Below are 16102 nucleotides of genomic sequence, written 5' to 3' on the forward strand. Positions count from 1 at the left end.
CGCCTACCTCTGGTGGTGGAGTATCAGGCGGGCTGACGCAATATCTTGGTGAGCGGCGCGAACATCTCGGCGTTCGTCGCGATCAGAGACCCGCTTTCAAGCATATCCTGCCCTTCGCGGATCGGTCCGACAAAGCCGCCTGCCTCTTTCACGAGAATCAGCCCGGCTGCGCAATCCCAGATCTTCAGGCCGCGTTCCCAGAAACCATCGAAACGACCCGAGGCAACATAGGCCAGATCCAGCGAGGCAGAACCGAACCGACGCACACCCGCGCATTGCGGCATCAGGCGTGCGAAATCCTGCAAGGTCGCCGGAAGCGTGCCACGCCCACCGAACGGAATGCCCGTCGCGAAGATAGCTTCCATCATATTGCGGCGCCCAGACACGCGCAGGCGGGTCTCGTTCATATAGGCACCCAGACCTTTTTCCGCGAAATACATCTCGTCCTTGGCCGCGTCGAACACGACGCCCGCAACGATTTCGCCTTTGTGTTCAAGGGCGATCGAGACAGCCCAGTGCGGCAGGCCATGCAGGAAGTTGGTGGTGCCGTCCAGCGGGTCCACGATCCAGCGGCGTGTCGGGTCTTCGCCCTCTTCGGTTCCGGTTTCCTCGCCCACCCAGCCATAGGACGGACGCGCGCCGCGCAGCTCTTCCTTGATGATGCGTTCGGCTTCGCGGTCGGCCTTGGTCACGAAATCCGCCGGCCCCTTGGCCGAGACCTGAAGGTTTTCGACTTCGCGGAAATCCTTGACGAGCGTGCGGCCTGCTTTGCGTGCGGCCTTGATCATCAGGTTGAGGTTTGCGCTGCCTTGCATCGGAGGGCTCCTTACGTTCAAGCGCGTGCCTTACACGCGTGCGCGCAGGATTCCAAGAGGTTTAGGCGCGTTGCAGCTTAACCGGCTCGGTTCTCGCCAACCGCAGGAAATGCGCCATATAGGGTTCGGTCGCATCCTCGCTGCGGGTCGCGGCATACAGGCGCTTGGTCAGACCGCCTTCGGTGACGGGGCGCGTGATATAATCGGGCTGGTATTTCACCTCGCGCAGCACCCAGTCGGGCAGCACGGCAACCCCGCGGTTCGAGGCCACCAGCATCAGGATCACGGCAGTCAGTTCGACCTGTCTGTGCGCTTTGGGTTCAACCCGCGCAGGCATCAGAAGCTGTGTAAAAATGTCGATCCGCCCGCGATCCACCGGATAGGTGATCAAGGTCTGGTCGGCAAAATCCTCGGCCACGACAAATGGTTTTTCGGCCAGCGGGTTATTGGCGGCGGCAACAAAAGTCGGATGATAGTCGAACAGAGGGTTAAAGGTCACGCCATCCAGCTTTTCAGGGTCCGAGGAAATCACCAGATCCACCTCTTCGCGCATCAGTGCGGACATGGCGTTGAAGGCCAGCCCCGGGCGAATGTCGACGTCGATCTCGGGCCAGGCGCGGCGGAACTGCTCCAGCACAGGGAACAGCCAGTCAAAGCAGGCGTGGCATTCGATCGCGATATGCAGCCGCCCCGCACGGCCTTCACGCAGCGCGCGGAACTCTTCTTCCACCGCGTCGATCTCGGGCAGGATATGCTCGGCCAGACGCAACAGCTTCATCCCCGCCGAAGACAATTTAAGCGGCTTTGAGCGCCGCACGAACAGCTCGACCCCCGCCTGATCCTCTAACCCCTTGATCTGATGGGACAAGGCGCTTTGCGTGATGTGCAAAACATCGGCTGCACGCGCCAATCCGCCCGCATCGTGGATGGCTTTGATCGTGCGCAGGTGCCGGAATTCCAGATGCATCTTGCTGTCTGACTCATAAAGATTGTGAGAATTATGAATTTGTCTCACACAAAACATTCGGGCACAAGGGGTGCAACGAAAGGATACCGCCATGACCACTCCGAACATCAGCTTTGAGTTCTTCCCGCCGCAATCGCTTGATGCGTCTTTCCGCCTTTGGGAAACCGTGCAGGCGCTGGCGCCGATGAACCCGAACTTTGTGTCGGTGACCTACGGGGCTGGCGGCACCACGCGCAAACTGACCCATGAGGCCGTTGGCGCGATCCACGCCAATTACGGGCTGAACGTCGCCGCGCACCTGACCTGCGTCGATGCGACCAAAGCCGAGACGAAAGAGATCGTCGATGCCTATGCCGAAGCCGGCGTGACCGAGATCGTCGCGCTGCGTGGCGACCCGCCGAAGGGGGCTGCCCGCTTTCAGCCGCACGCCGAAGGGTTTGCCTCGTCGGTCGAACTGATCGAGACGCTGGCGCAGGATGGCCGCTTCAATATCCGCTGCGGCGCCTACCCCGAGCCGCACCCCGAAGCCGCCGATACGTTGGCCGATGTGAAATGGCTCAAGCGCAAGGTCGAAGCGGGCGCCACCTCGGCGATCACGCAGTTTTTCTTTGAGGCAGAGACCTTTTTCCGCTTCCGCGACGCCTGCGAAAAAGAGGGCATCGACGCGAAAATCATTCCGGGCATCCTGCCGATCCAGTCGTGGAAGGGCGCCAAAAACTTCGCACTTCGTTGCGGCACCTCGATCCCGGCATGGGTCGAAGAGGCGTTCGAAGCCGCCACCCGCGACGACCGCGAACAACTGCTGGCAACCGCCCTTTGCACCGAGCTTTGCGACGATCTGATCGCGGGCGGTGTGGAAGACCTGCACTTCTACACCCTCAACCGCCCGGGCCTGACACGCGACGTCTGCTTCGCGCTTGGCCTGCAGCCGCAAGTCACGCTTGAGAACGTTGCCTGAGACTGGAAACTCCCACCTTGAAGGGGCCATCACGGCCCCTTTTTCTTTGTGACGCTACGGCACTTTGCCTGCCCCCTTTCGCCCGCCCGAGGCTGCGCTAACCTCGCGGCAAAAGGGAGACGACCATGGCCAAATTTGCGCAAAGCCCCGCCGATTTCATGACGCTTGACGCGCTGAAGGAAATTTCAGGGCTGGAGTTCATGCAGAAGATCGTAGCGGGGGAGTTGCCGACAACGACGCTCGCACGCCTGATGAATTACGAAATCACCAGCGCCGAAGAGGGGCGGGTCGAGGTTCTGGGGCGTCCCGAGTTCGAGCATACCAACGCCTACGGAGGCATTCATGGCGGCTGGTATGGCACGATCATGGACACCTGCATGACCTGCGCGGTAATGACTGGCCTCAAGGCGGGGCAATACCAGACGACGCTGGAATACAAAGTCAACATGATCCGCGCGATCCCGACTGGCGCGCAGGTGCGCGCCATCGGCACGCTGGAGCATCTTGGGCGCTCAACCGGTGTCGCGCGCGGCGAGATTCGCGGCGTCGAGGATGGCCGCCTTTACGCCACCGGAACCACCACCTGCTTTATCATGGGGACGCCGAACTGACCCCGACACCTGCATAAAGGCCGCTTTAAGATGCGGGCGCAGGTTGGCCTTGGGTTTGCCCGACCGTTGCAGTGCGCTCGGGTGCAGGCTTTCCGAAGGGTCACGCCCCGCGACACGCGGCGCACGCAGCCAGAACAGCCGCCCGACACCGTGCCACGTCCCGACCGAAGGCGCGCTCACATCGGTTTCAAACCGCTCTGCCCAGCCGTCGGGCAACGGAATACCCGCCCGCTGCATCCGCCCGATCATCCAGACCAGCGGGATATTGGCCAAGGCGCGCGCCTCCTCTGCCTCGCCAAGCTGACCACCGATGTCGGCATGGCTTCCGCGAAACCATTTCTGTTCGATCCGGTCGGCCCCGGTTTCGTCCGAATCCCAGATCAGCGGCTCAAAGATCGAGCGCGTTTCATCCAGTGCCAACGCCTGTGCGCCAAAGCGGACATGCGGGCCAAGGTGGTGGTTATGGAAGCGGTATTTCGGCTCGGAGAGCATCCAGAGCACCGGCAACTGGATCCCCAGCCCCATCACGGTATCGAACACGCCCACAAGCTCAATCGGGGTTTCGGGGTGACAGAGGGCGGCGCGAAACTCGGCCACCGTATCATCCGTCCCCTGTCCTTCATACAGGCGCCACGCCGCTATCACATGCCGCTCGATCGCCTCTTCGCTGCGCAAAAGTCCGATCTGCCCGATCATTCCCGCCAGCGAGCGCGCGGCAAAGGCGCCCCGCGAATAGCCAATCAGATAGATCCGGTCGCCGGGGCGATAACGCGAGGCCAGCCAGCCATAGGCGCGCTCGATCTGACGATCCACCCCCCAGCCCAGCCAGACCTCGGACAGATCGCGCCATTCGCGCCATTGCAGTCCCTTGCCGTAATACAGCGACAGACGCGGAGCCGCGCGACGCAGAAAATGATAAAGAATCCCGATGGATGTGATCTTCTCGGGTTTGAGCGACCCCAATGTGCCATCCAGCAGGATTACATGATCGACCGGCTCGCGCCCCTTGCGCGGGCTTGGCCCCGGCATTGGGGACCACCCCGGCAGGCGCCGCAGCGCCAGCATGAACCGCTCGATCAGGCCGCGCATGGCGGTCCCTCACGGCGGCGGAAAGAGGTATCCTCGAACATCGCCGCACCATTGGTTAACTCCCCCCAATATAGGGGAAGAACCTTAACAATGTTATGGCGAAGTCGCGGCAGAGCGCGTCACACTCTGGCGAGGGGCGCTTACGCCCCCAGCGACAGAGCGGTCACGATCTCAAGCTGGCCAAAGCCGTTAAAGCGCGTGTTGGTTGCCGTCGAATAGGCGCCCATACCACGGAACACGACGAAATCGCCTTCTTGCAGGTCCGCCGGCAGCGGCACTTCACCGGGCAGCCGGTCAACGGAATCGCAAGTCGGGCCAAAGACGATCCGCGGATCGGCATTTCGCTCGCGACGCAGCCCCTCGGGCGAGTAAACGTCGATCCGGTCGATATTGCCGACCAGCGGAAGCTCGGCCAGACCGCCATAAACGCCGTCATTCAGGAACACATGCACGCCGTCACGCACCGCTTTGACGCGGGTCACATGGCTGAACGCGTCGCCAACCAGGCCGCGGCCCGGCTCGCACACCAGCGCGGGGCGGTTTTCGCCAAAGGCTTCGCCGGTCACGCGGTCGATCAGCGCGAAAATCGCCTCAAGCTCGGGCGCGGGACCTTGCGTGCGGTGGTTCGGGAAGCCGCCACCCACGTTCAGACGATGCGCCTGCACGCCCGCATTCTGGCAAATCTCGGCGGCGGTGCGGATATAGGTATCCCAAGCCGCCGGATCGGTGCATTGCGTGCCCGGATGGAAGGTGAGCGACGGGATAAAGCCCGCCGCCGCCGCGCGCGACAGCAGCACCGCCGCCAGCTCGGCGGTCGCACCGAATTTCGCACCGAAGTTATAGGCCGCGCCATTCACCGGCAGCTTGAAGCGCACCGAGATTTCACGCCCTTGCGCCGGAACCAGCTCGATCAGCTTTTCCAGCTCGGAGATCGAATCGACCGACCAGGTCTTCACGTTCATTTCGACCGCATAGGCGATCTCGGCGCGCGAACGCACGGGGTTGTGGTAGTGCATCGCAGCACCGGGCGCGAGGCGCGAGATCATCTCGATCTCGGCGGGCGAGGCGACATCGAAGCCGCGCACACCGGCGGCCACGAGGTTCTCGATCACCATTTCTTCGGGGTTCGATTTGACCGCGTAGGTCACAAGCCCCGGAAAGCCCTTGATAAAACGGTGCGCCGTCGCTTGCAGAACCGCAGGCGAGAACACCAGAACCGGATGGTCGGGTTGCTTGTTACGGATCACTTCGACCGGGTTCGCCCAGATAGTCTTCGACAGTCCCATAAGGCTTTCTCCTTCGCCAAATGAGTGGCAGCCACCTCTTGCCCCTGTGCGGGTTGGGAGCGCGCTTACGCGTTTCAACCAACCAGGCAAGGTACGTATGAGCCGCCCTTTTCCTGTCTTTTCATATTGCGCCATATGATGCACAAATGCACCGAGCGAAAGAGCAAAAATAACGCGAAATATCGTTATAATGACGAAATTTCCGGTCAAATTGATAGGTGTTGCATGGATGACCTAGATCGCGCGATTCTCGGGCTGCTTTCGGGGGATGCACGTATCTCCCTCGCGGTGATGGCGCGGCGCCTTAAGGTCGCGCGTTCGACCATACAGGCGCGGCTGGAGCGGCTGGAGACCAGCGGCGTCATCGCGGGCTACACGGTGAAGCTGGGCGAGGCGGCGCGCGCGGGCCGTCTGCGCGCAACGGTTCTGCTTGAGATCGACCTCAAGGCGCAGCCCGCGATTCTGGGGAAGCTCAAATCCATCCCCGAGATCGAACGGATTTCCACCACCTCCGGGCGCGTTGACCTGCTTTTGCAGGTTGCTGCGAACTCGACACCGCAACTCGACAAGGTGCTGGACGAGGTGGGCGCCCTGCCCGGCGTGCAGAACTCGGAAAGCCTGATTCATCTGACGACGAAACTCGACCGAGCGGTATAACCCGTCGAATCATAGCGCCCGCAGCCCCGCCCCGTGGTAGACTGGCCCGAGAGACTGACAGGAGGGGCAAATGTCATTCCATGGAACGCCGTGCTGGTTCGAACTGGCAACCAGCGATCTTGATGCTGCAAAATCTTTCTATGGGGCGGTGTTTGGCTGGAAAACCAGCGATAGCGTTATGCCCGATTTCGAATACCGCCTTGCCAGCGCGGGCAAGGATATGGTTGCGGGCATGATGCCGCTTGAGATGTGTCCCGAGGGCGTGCCCCCCAATTGGCTGGTCTATTTCGCCGTAGACAACTGCGAGGCGGCAGCGATGGATGTGGCCGAGGCGGGCGGCCATGTTCTGCAAGAGCCGACCGTCATTCCGCGAACGGGCCAATTCGCGGTGCTGGCCGATCCGCAGGGCGCGGTGTTTGGCATCCTCGAACCCGAACCGATGGACACGCCCCCCGAAGGCGGCGCATGGGATCAGCGCGCGGCGGGGCATGGCAACTGGCTGGAACTGATGAGCACCGACCCTCAGGCAGGGATGGCCTTCTATTGTCGGCTTTTGGGATGGGCGCCCGATCAGGCGATGGATATGGGCGCGATGGGGAAATACCACCTCTTCACCCATCACGGCGCGCAGATCGGCGGCATGATGGGGCTTGGCCCCGCCCCCGTCCCGAACTGGTTGCCCTATTTCGGGGTCGATGATGTGGCAGCAGCGATCAAGGCTATCCGCAGCAACGGCGGCACCCTCTCACACGGCCCCGTCGAGGTTCCCGGCCCCGCGCTGATCTGCGTCGCGCAAGACCCGCAGGGCGCATGGTTCGCGATTGTCGGCCCGAAACCCTGATTTTACGCCGCATTTCGAGGCCGGACAGGCGTCTAAGGCTTTTCCTTGCAGGGTCTGCGCGCTAAAGAGCGCTCAAGCCCTAAAAGGACGTGACTGATGACGATGGAAAAGACCTTCGACGCGCAATCCGCAGAAAAGCGCATCTATGACAAATGGGAAGAGGCAGGCGCCTTCAAGGCGGGGGCGAATGCGTCCCGCACCGAGACCTTCTGCGTCATGATCCCGCCACCCAACGTCACGGGCGCGCTCCACGTCGGTCACGCCTTCAACAACACGATTCAGGATATTCTGGTGCGCTGGCACCGGATGCGCGGCTTCGACACGCTCTGGCAGCCGGGACAGGACCACGCGGGCATCGCGACCCAACTCATGGTGGAAAAGGAACTCGCCAAGACCGGCCAGCCCAAGCGCACCGACATGGGCCGCGACGCCTTCCTTGAGAAAGTCTGGGAATGGAAGGGCCAGTATGGCTCGACCATCATCAACCAGCTCAAGCGCCTTGGCTCGTCCTGCGACTGGTCGCGCAACGCCTTTACCATGTCGGGTGCGCCCAATGCACCGGCGGGCGAAGAGGGCAACTTCCACGATGCCGTGATCAAGGTCTTTGTGGAGATGTATAACAAGGGTCTCATCTACCGCGGCAAGCGGCTGGTGAACTGGGATCCCCATTTCGAAACCGCGATTTCCGACCTTGAGGTCGAAAACATCGAAGTCGCGGGCCATATGTGGCACTTCAAATACCCGCTCGCGGGCGGCGCCACCTACGAATATGTCGAGAAAGACGAAGACGGCAACGTCACCCTGCGCGAGACCCGCGATTACATTTCCATCGCGACGACGCGGCCCGAAACCATGCTGGGCGATGGCGCAGTGGCCGTGCACCCGTCGGACGAGCGTTACGCCCCGATCGTGGGGATGCTGTGCGAAATTCCGGTGGGGCCGAAAGAGCACCGCCGCCTGATCCCGATCATCACCGACGAATACCCCGATCCGACCTTCGGCTCGGGCGCGGTCAAGATCACCGGCGCGCATGACTTCAACGACTATCAGGTCGCCAAGCGCGGCAATCTGCCGATGTATCGCCTGATGGACACCAAAGGCGCGATGCGGGCCGATGGCGCCAGCTATGAAGACTGCGCCAAGCGTGCGATGGAAATCTCGCGCGGCGCTTCCTTTACCGAGGCCGAGATCGACACGCTGAACCTCATCCCCGAGGAACTGCGCGGCCTCGACCGGATGGACGCCCGCAAGGCGGTGGTTGACCAGATCAACGCCGAAGGGCTGGCCGTGATGACGACCGCTTTGGTGAAGGACGACGAAGGCAACGAGGTCGAGACCCTTGTGCCCTACGTCGAGAACAAGCCGATCATGCAGCCCTTCGGGGATCGTTCCAAGGTCGTGATCGAGCCGATGCTGACCGACCAGTGGTATGTCGATGCCGAGAAAATCGTCGGCAAGGCGCTCGACGCCGTGCGCGACGGCCGCACCAAGATCATGCCCGAAGCGGGCGAAAAGACCTATTTCCACTGGCTGGAAAACATCGAGCCGTGGTGCATCTCGCGTCAGCTTTGGTGGGGCCACCAGATCCCGGTGTGGTATGGTCCGGCATTCGACGAAACTGGCACCGTGACGACCGGCCTCATCCCGTTTTGCGCGCCCACGGGGACTGATGCTTTGGCGAAGGCACAGGCGTATTATCGCGATCTTCTGGGCCCGATTGATGTTTCGCTTGCCGAGGAAGAGGACGGCCTTGTCGAGGCGGTTCTGAATCTGAACAGAGGACTTATTTTCAGCGACGGCGACGGGAAATACGCAGCGATTGAACTGATCCGCGACCCCGACGTGCTCGACACCTGGTTCTCGTCGGGCCTCTGGCCGATCGGCACGCTTGGCTGGCCGAACTGGGACGAGAGCACCTCGAAATACTTCCCGACCGACGTCCTTGTGACCGGCTTTGACATCCTGTTCTTCTGGGTCGCCCGGATGATGATGATGCAGCTTGCCGTCGTCGACGAAATCCCCTTCCACACCGTCTACCTGCACCAACTTGTCCGCGACGAGAAGGGCAAGAAGATGTCGAAAACCACGGGCAACGTCATCGACCCGCTGGAGATCATCGACGAATACGGCGCCGACGCGCTGCGCATGACGAATGCGGCGATGGCCTCGATCGGCGGCGTGCTCAAGCTCTCGAAAGACCGGATCGCGGGCTATCGCAACTTCGGCACGAAAATCTGGAACGCCACCCGCTTTGCCGAGATGAACGGCGTGTTCGAGGGCGCGCCCGTCGCAGGCATCCCGCAGCCCACGCACACCGTGAACAAGTGGATCATCGGTGAGACCGCGAAAATCCGCGAGCTGGTGGACGAGGCCTTCGGCGCCTACCGCTTCAACGAGGCCGCCCTTGGCCTTTACGCCTTTGTCTGGGGCAAGGTCTGCGACTGGTATGTCGAATTCGCCAAACCGCTGTTCGATGGCGAGCACGCCGCCGAGACGCGCGAAACCATGCGGTGGGTGCTGGATCAGTCCTACGTCCTGATGCACCCGGTCATGCCCTTCATCACCGAAGAGCTGTGGGAACTGACGGGCGAGCGCGCGAAGATGCTCGTCCATGCCGACTGGCCCGGCTACACCACCGCCGATCTGGTGGACGAAGCCGCCGACCGCGAGATGAACTGGGTGATCGAACTGATCGAGGCGATCCGGTCCTCGCGCACGCAGATGGGTGTGCCGGTTGGCCTGAAACTGCCGATGGTTCTGGCCGAGGCAGACGAGGCCGCCCGCGCCGCGATTGCCCGTAACGAGGCGCTGATCTTCCGCCTTGCGCGCATCGACAGCATCACCGAAACGGCGATCCCGAAAGGCGCGATCTCGATCCCCGCGCAGGGTGCACTGTTTGGCCTGCCCCTTGAGGGCGTCATCGACATCGGCGCCGAGAAAGCGCGGCTTGAAAAGGCTCTGGCCAAGATGGAAAAGGAAATCGGCGGCCTGAGCGGGCGTCTGTCGAACCCGAAATTCCTTGAGAAAGCCGAAGAAGAGGTCATCACGGAAACCCGTGAGGCGCTGGCGCTGAAAGAGGAAGAGGCCGGCAAGGTGGCCGAGGCCGTCAAACGTCTGGCGGAGCTTGGCTGATGGCAAACTGGCTTGAGCGTCTGGCAGAACGACGGATGCTCAAGGCACGGACCGAAGGCCAGATGGAAAAACTGGCGGGCGAGGGGAAACCCCTGCCCGACCGCTCGGGCGAAGCGCATCTGAGCGCGGGCGAGGCTGTGGGCTTTCGGATGATGGCCGCGGCGGGCGTCCTGCCCGAAGAGATCGCCCTGAAAAAGCAGGTCGAAGCCGCGCGTGAGGCACTGGAGGCGGCCAAGGGCACCGAGAACGAGAAAGCCGCAATGGCGCGGCTTTCTGAGTTGATGATGAAACAGGCGATTGCCGAAGAGGCGCGGCGCAAGTTTCTGAAAGGCTGATCAACCGAAATTCGGGGCGCGTTTTTGCAGATTGGCGGCGATGACCTCCATCTGGTCGGGCTTGCCGATCAGATCGGTCTGCTCGCGGCTTTCGGCCATCAGAACCGCCGCTTCATCCGCCGTGTAGGCCAGCGACACCAACCGCTTGGCCGCGCGGATCGCCGAGGGGCTGCGCATGGCGATCCCTTGCGCCAGTTCCAGCGCACGCGCCAGCGGATCGTCGGCAATCTCGGTCACCATCCCCCATTGCTCGGCCTGCGCCGCCAAAACGGGCTCGGCCGTGTAGGTCAGGCGGCGCAAGACATCGGCGCGGACCAGCTCGGGCAGGGTCACCATGCCGCCCATGTCGGGGATAAGCCCCCATTTCATCTCCATCACGGACAGGCGCGTCCCGGGCGCCGCGATCCGCATATCGGCCCCCATCGCCAGTTGCAGCCCCGCGCCATAGGCCACCCCCTGCAGCGCGGCGATTACCGGCACCGGAAGCGCACGCCACGCCAGCGAGAATTGCTGGAACCGGTTGGCCGTCCCATGCGTGCGCGGCATGATCAGCGCCTCCATATCGCCGCCCGCAAGAACCGAGAACATCGCCACATCAAGCCCCGCGCAAAAGGCCTCTCCCGCCCCCGTCAGCACGACGGCGCGCAGATCGGGGCGCTTGGTCAGCTCCCCGGCGGTCGCGATAACCGCGTCGATCATCTCCATATCGACCGCGTTCATCTTGTCAGAGCGGTTCAGCCGCACCAGCGCGACCCCACCTTGCCATTCAACAGTAACCCGATCCATCATCCCCTCCGCTGTTTCCCAAACTATAGCCGTTCAAACGCGCCCCCCCAGCCCCTCAGCCGCGGCCTGACGCAACGAAACACGCTTGCCCGACGCGAGGTCATGCCCTACGCCTGCACTCATGACTGGTCCTCGCTACACCCCGCTTGTCTCGTCCCTGTCCTCCTCGGTGCCCTTTGTCGGCCCCGAGACCATCGAGCGCACCACCGGACAGCCCTTTCGCGCGCGCCTTGGCGCGAATGAAAACGGCTTCGGCCCCAGCCCCCGCGCAATTGCCGCAATGGCTGCAGCGGCGGGGGAGGCGTGGCAATATGGCGACCCGACCAACCATGATCTGAAAACCGCGCTGGCTGCGCATCTTGGGTGCACGCCCGAAAATATCGCTGTGGGCGAAGGGATCGACGGGCTTTTGGGCTATCTGGTGCGGATGCTGATCGCGCCGGGCGATATAGTCGTCACCTCGCTAGGCGCCTATCCGACCTTCAATTTTCATGTCACGGGCTTTGGCGGACGGCTGGAGATGGTCCCCTATGCGGGCGATTTCGAAGACCCTGACGCATTGATCGAGGCCGCGCTTTTGCACCGCCCGAAGCTTGTCTATCTGGCCAATCCCGATAACCCGATGGGCAGCCATCACCCCGCCGCCACCATCGAGCGGATGATCGAACGCCTCCCCGAGGGCAGCCTTCTGGTGCTGGACGAAGCCTATATCGAGTTCGCTCCCGACGGCACCGCGCCGCAGATCGACCCGAACGACCCGCGGGTCATCCGTATGCGCACCTTCTCAAAGGCGCATGGCCTGGCAGGTGCGCGCGTGGGCTATGCGATCGGCGCGCCCGATCTGATCCAGAGCTTCGACAAAATCCGCAACCATTTCGGGATGAGCCGGATCAGTCAGGCGGGCGCCTTGGCCGCATTGCAAGACACGACCTGGGCCAGCTTCATGCGCCGCCTGATTGCCGCCGCGCGTGACCGCATCGCGCAGACTGCGCGCGACAACGGGCTGGTGCCGCTGGCTTCGGCCACCAATTTCGTCGCGGTCGATTGCGGGCAGGACGGAGCCTTCGCCCGCGCGGTGCTGCAAGCGCTGGCGGATGAGGGCGTTTTCGTGCGGATGCCGGGCGCGGCGCCGATGGATCGCTGCATCCGCATCTCCTGCGCGCCTGATACCGATTTGGGCATTCTGGCCGAGGCACTGCCGCGCGCCTTGGCAAAAGCGCGCGGCTAGGCGCTATTCCACCGATCACGCATCCCTCGCGCGCTGGTGATTTGCGCGCAAGGGTGCTGCCCGTTACTCCCTGTCCAAAAGGGAGAACCCATCATGAGCAGAGCAAAGAAGCGCACCGCAATCCTAAGCCCCCTGGCCTTCGCACTGGCCTTCGGCGCCTATGCCGAAACGCCGGTGACAAGCATGGCACGGCTTCAAGACCAAACCGCCGCCGAAGCCTCGGCCGATCTGGACTGGATGCTCGACTGGATCGAAAAGTCCGGTCAGGCCTGAACCGCCAGAACCCCTGCGGCGGCGGCCAGACCGCCCTTGCCGTGGGGGATATTCAACGCCTGAAGCCCCGCCTCCATAACCCCCAGAACGCCAAGCGTCATATGGGCGTTCACATGCCCCATATGGGCGACGCGCAGGAAATCCCCCTCACGCGGATCGCCGAAGGGCACCATCCCAAGACCGATGCCAAGGGTAACGCCCGCTACCTCTTCGGCCCATTTTCGAAGCTGCCCCGCGCCGCCAGAGCCGATCCGCGCCGCCGTTACCGAATGGGCACGACAGGCCTGATCGGGCATGTTCAGGGCCAGATCACCGCCCTGCCCCCAAGCCTCGAACGCAGCCCAGACCGCGCGGGCAAGCGCTCCGTGACGCGCCCAGACCTGCGCAAGACCTTCTTCGTCAAGGATCATCGGCAAGGCCTCGGCCAGCCCGAACAAATGATGCGTGGGCGCAGTGCCGCCAAAATGCTGGTAGTAAAACTCGGGGAAGGCGCGCGCCGTCCAGTCCCAATAGGGCGTGCGCAGATCGGCCGCGCGCCCCTCCTCCAGCGCCTTGTCCGAGAACCAGACAAACCCCAGACCCGGCGGCACCATCAGCCCTTTCTGGCTGGCCGCGACCATCACATCGACGCCCCAGTCATCCATGCGAAACTCGTCGCACCCGAGCGAGGCGATACAATCCACCAGCAAAAGCGCCGGATGCCCCGCCGCATCAATTGCCGCCCGCATCGCGGGAATATCGTTGCGCACGGATGTTGCGGTATCGACATGGCTGACCAGAACCGCCTTGATCTGATGCGCGGTATCGGCACGCAAGGCCGCCTCAAGCCGCGCCGGATCGGCGGGCGAGGCAAGGCCGAAGTCGATCGTCTCGACCGCGACACCCATCTGGCGCGCATGATGCGCCCAGCCTTCGCCGAACCGCCCCGTAACCAGCACCAGTGCCTTGTCGCCGCGCGAAAACACGTTCGAGATCGCCGCCTCCCACGCGCCATGCCCGTTCGACATATAGATCGCAACATGACTCGAAGACATCGCCACGCGGCGCAGATCGGCAATCACCCGCGCCGTCAGATCGACCAGTTCGCCCGCATAGATATTCGGTGCTGCCCTGTGCATCGCGCGCAGCACGCGGTCGGGCATGACCGACGGACCGGGAATGGCAAGATAGGGACGTCCATGAGAAAGCGGCATCAGAGGCTCCGGGAAGGTCATCGGCACCTGCCGACCCCTGTATCGGTAGCGAGGCGTCGCGCGGGCGTCAATCCGCCCGCGCTTGCGTGACGGGGCGGGTCGGGCTAGACCCGTGCGTAACCGCGCGCGTGCGCCTTATGCAGCAGGCCCAACTTGGCAAACCCTTCGGCTGACCACTCTTCGATGACGCTTTTCCGCCGGATGTGGCGCGACTACCTGCGCCCGCACCTGCCGATGATGTCGGTGGCGCTGGTGCTGATGCTGATCGACGGCTCGACCCTTGGCGCGCTGAGCTGGCTGCTGGAGCCGCTGTTCGATCTGGTCTTCACCGAAAAACGCGCCGATATGATCCCGCTTGTTGGCGGCGCGATTTTCTCGTTGTTCCTGATCCGCGGCATCGTTTCGGTGCTCTCGCGCGTGGTGATGACAAATGTCTCGCTGAAAACCTCGACGCGGATACAGGCTGATCTTTTACGTCAGATCCTGCGGCTCGATCAGGCGTATTTCATCGAAAACTCGCCCGGCGATCTGATCAACCGCGTCCAAGGCGATGCGCTTCAGGTGCAGGGCGTGTGGCGTAATTTCATCACCGGCGGCGGGCGAGATGTCATGTCGCTGATCGCGCTTTTCGGCGTGGCGATCTCGATTGATCCGATCTGGACTCTACTGGCCGTTCTGGGGGTGCCTCTGCTGGTTGTGCCCGTGTCCATCGCGCAGCGCTACCTGCGCAAGAAAAACCGCTACCTGCGCGAAGAAACCGGCGCGCGCGTCACCCATCTGGACGAGATTTTTCACGGCATCAACGCGGTGAAATTGTATCAGATCGAGGCGTATCAGGCCGACCGCTACGCCCGCGAGATCGACAAGCTTCGCCGCCAGCAGGTCAAGATGGACGGCTCGAACGCGACGATCCCCGCTCTGATCGACATCATCACCGGCCTCGGGTTCCTGCTGGTGCTGGTGTTTGGTGGCGCGCAGATCATCGGCGGCGAGCGCACCGTGGGCGAGTTCATGTCCTTCTTCACCGCCATCGCTCTGGCGTTTCAACCGCTGCGCCGCCTTGGTAATGCGGTCGGCAACTGGCAGGCCGCCGCCGCCAGCCTTGAGCGGATCTATACCCTTCTCGATATGGTGCCCGCCGTGCGCCAGCCCGCGCAGCCCAAGCCCGTGCCTGCCGATTGCACGCTGGTTCTGGATAACGTGCATCTGTCCTACGGCGACAAGCCCGCGCTGAATGGCCTGAGCTTCACCGCCGAGCAGGGCAAGACCACCGCCCTTGTCGGCCCCTCAGGCGCGGGCAAGACCACCGTTTTCAGCCTGCTGACCCGTCTCGTCGACCCGACCAGCGGGCGGATCACCCTTGGCGGCACCGACCTGCGCGATATGGATCTGACCGATCTGCGGGCGCGGTTTGCCTCGGTCTCGCAGGAACCTGCGCTTTTTGACGACACGATCCGCGAGAACATCCTGCTGGGCCACGCCGACACCTCGGACGAGGACATCCGCCGCATCCTCGACGCGGCCCATGTGCAAGAGTTCCTTGGCACGATGCAGCAAGGGCTGGACACCCGCGTCGGCCCGCGCGGCTCGGCACTTTCGGGGGGGCAGCGCCAGCGGGTCTCGATCGCGCGCGCCCTGCACCGCGATGCACCGATCCTTCTTCTGGACGAGGCGACCTCGGCGCTGGATACGGCCTCTGAAAGCAAGGTCGCCGCCGCCCTTGACGATCTGGCGCATGGGCGCACCACGCTGGTCATCGCGCACCGCCTGTCCACCGTGCGCAAGGCCGACAAGATCGTCGTGCTCACCGAAGGCCGCGTGGCCGAGGAAGGCACGCATGACGCGCTGCTGGCCCGCGACGGAGCCTATGCCGCGCTCTGCCGGATGCAACTGGTTGAGTAAGCCCGAACCGACCCTATATCTGCAAGGCA

15 protein-coding genes are annotated in these 16102 nt (G+C 63.0%); 9 read left to right on the forward strand and 6 right to left on the reverse strand.

All coding sequences use genetic code 11. The features are described 5' to 3' along the window. Positions 1-23: 23 nt before the first annotated feature. Positions 24-815 (reverse strand): inositol monophosphatase family protein, encoded by a 792-nt coding sequence (locus RYZ20_RS11525; protein ID WP_317673612.1) that lies wholly within the window; start codon positions 813-815, stop codon positions 24-26. A 61-nt stretch (positions 816-876) separates the two neighbouring features. Then, positions 877-1782, reverse strand: a complete 906-nt coding sequence (locus tag RYZ20_RS11530; protein ID WP_317673614.1) for a LysR family transcriptional regulator — start codon at positions 1780-1782, stop codon at positions 877-879. A gap of 91 nt (positions 1783-1873) precedes the next feature. Here RYZ20_RS11530 and metF point away from each other — a divergent pair, with 91 nt between their 5' ends. Further along, on the forward strand, positions 1874-2740 hold the full coding sequence (gene metF / locus RYZ20_RS11535; RefSeq protein ID WP_317673616.1) for a methylenetetrahydrofolate reductase [NAD(P)H]: 867 nt from the start codon (positions 1874-1876) through the stop codon (positions 2738-2740). 125 nt (positions 2741-2865) lie between these two features. After that, positions 2866-3351 (forward strand): PaaI family thioesterase, encoded by a 486-nt coding sequence (locus tag RYZ20_RS11540; protein WP_317673618.1) that lies wholly within the window; start codon positions 2866-2868, stop codon positions 3349-3351. Here the strand turns inward: RYZ20_RS11540 and RYZ20_RS11545 are convergent. Beyond that, positions 3253-4440 (reverse strand): DUF2235 domain-containing protein, encoded by a 1188-nt coding sequence (locus RYZ20_RS11545; protein ID WP_317673620.1) that lies wholly within the window; start codon positions 4438-4440, stop codon positions 3253-3255. The genes RYZ20_RS11540 and RYZ20_RS11545 overlap by 99 nt on opposite strands. A gap of 140 nt (positions 4441-4580) precedes the next feature. After that, positions 4581-5726 (reverse strand): type III PLP-dependent enzyme, encoded by a 1146-nt coding sequence (locus tag RYZ20_RS11550; protein WP_317673622.1) that lies wholly within the window; start codon positions 5724-5726, stop codon positions 4581-4583. 225 nt (positions 5727-5951) lie between these two features. On the opposite strand from RYZ20_RS11550, the gene RYZ20_RS11555 reads away from it, so the two are divergent. The 4 genes from RYZ20_RS11555 to RYZ20_RS11570 all read left to right on the forward strand — a co-directional run bounded on the left by RYZ20_RS11555 (position 5952) and on the right by RYZ20_RS11570 (position 10691). Continuing rightward, positions 5952-6383 (forward strand): Lrp/AsnC family transcriptional regulator, encoded by a 432-nt coding sequence (locus RYZ20_RS11555; protein ID WP_317673624.1) that lies wholly within the window; start codon positions 5952-5954, stop codon positions 6381-6383. 70 nt (positions 6384-6453) lie between these two features. Further along, positions 6454-7224, forward strand: a complete 771-nt coding sequence (locus RYZ20_RS11560; protein WP_317673626.1) for a VOC family protein — start codon at positions 6454-6456, stop codon at positions 7222-7224. Between the two features lie 96 nt (positions 7225-7320). Beyond that, entirely contained in the window at positions 7321-10356 is a 3036-nt protein-coding gene (locus RYZ20_RS11565) for a valine--tRNA ligase (RefSeq protein ID WP_317673628.1), read from the forward strand. After that, positions 10356-10691: a DnaJ family domain-containing protein gene (locus RYZ20_RS11570; RefSeq protein WP_317673630.1), complete on the forward strand. Its 336-nt coding sequence runs from the start codon at positions 10356-10358 to the stop codon at positions 10689-10691. The genes RYZ20_RS11565 and RYZ20_RS11570 overlap by 1 nt, the downstream gene beginning before the upstream one ends. On the opposite strand, the gene RYZ20_RS11575 is transcribed toward RYZ20_RS11570, so the two are convergent. Next, the gene (locus tag RYZ20_RS11575; protein WP_317673632.1) at positions 10692-11477 is read right to left on the reverse strand and encodes a crotonase/enoyl-CoA hydratase family protein; all 786 of its coding nucleotides are present in this window, start codon (positions 11475-11477) and stop codon (positions 10692-10694) included. It abuts the gene before it with no gap. 121 nt (positions 11478-11598) lie between these two features. Here RYZ20_RS11575 and RYZ20_RS11580 point away from each other — a divergent pair, with 121 nt between their 5' ends. Both RYZ20_RS11580 and RYZ20_RS11585 read left to right on the forward strand, forming a co-directional pair. Continuing rightward, the gene (locus tag RYZ20_RS11580; RefSeq protein ID WP_317673634.1) at positions 11599-12705 is read left to right on the forward strand and encodes a pyridoxal phosphate-dependent aminotransferase; all 1107 of its coding nucleotides are present in this window, start codon (positions 11599-11601) and stop codon (positions 12703-12705) included. Positions 12706-12798: 93 nt separating this feature from the next. Continuing rightward, positions 12799-12978 carry a hypothetical protein gene (locus tag RYZ20_RS11585; protein ID WP_317673636.1) on the forward strand — a complete coding sequence of 60 codons (180 nt, stop codon included), beginning with the start codon at positions 12799-12801 and terminating at the stop codon, positions 12976-12978. On the opposite strand, the gene RYZ20_RS11590 is transcribed toward RYZ20_RS11585, so the two are convergent. Beyond that, positions 12969-14171, reverse strand: coding sequence for a pyridoxal-phosphate-dependent aminotransferase family protein (locus RYZ20_RS11590; protein ID WP_317673638.1), 1203 nt, complete (start codon positions 14169-14171; stop codon positions 12969-12971). The genes RYZ20_RS11585 and RYZ20_RS11590 overlap by 10 nt on opposite strands. 183 nt (positions 14172-14354) lie before the next feature. Between RYZ20_RS11590 and RYZ20_RS11595 the strand changes: the two genes are divergently transcribed. Then, positions 14355-16073: an ABC transporter ATP-binding protein gene (locus tag RYZ20_RS11595; RefSeq protein WP_317673640.1), complete on the forward strand. Its 1719-nt coding sequence runs from the start codon at positions 14355-14357 to the stop codon at positions 16071-16073. Positions 16074-16102: the final 29 nt, after the last annotated feature.

It is taken from the genome of Pseudothioclava alba (assembly GCF_033100795.1).
GTDB lineage: Bacteria > Pseudomonadota > Alphaproteobacteria > Rhodobacterales > Rhodobacteraceae > Pseudothioclava.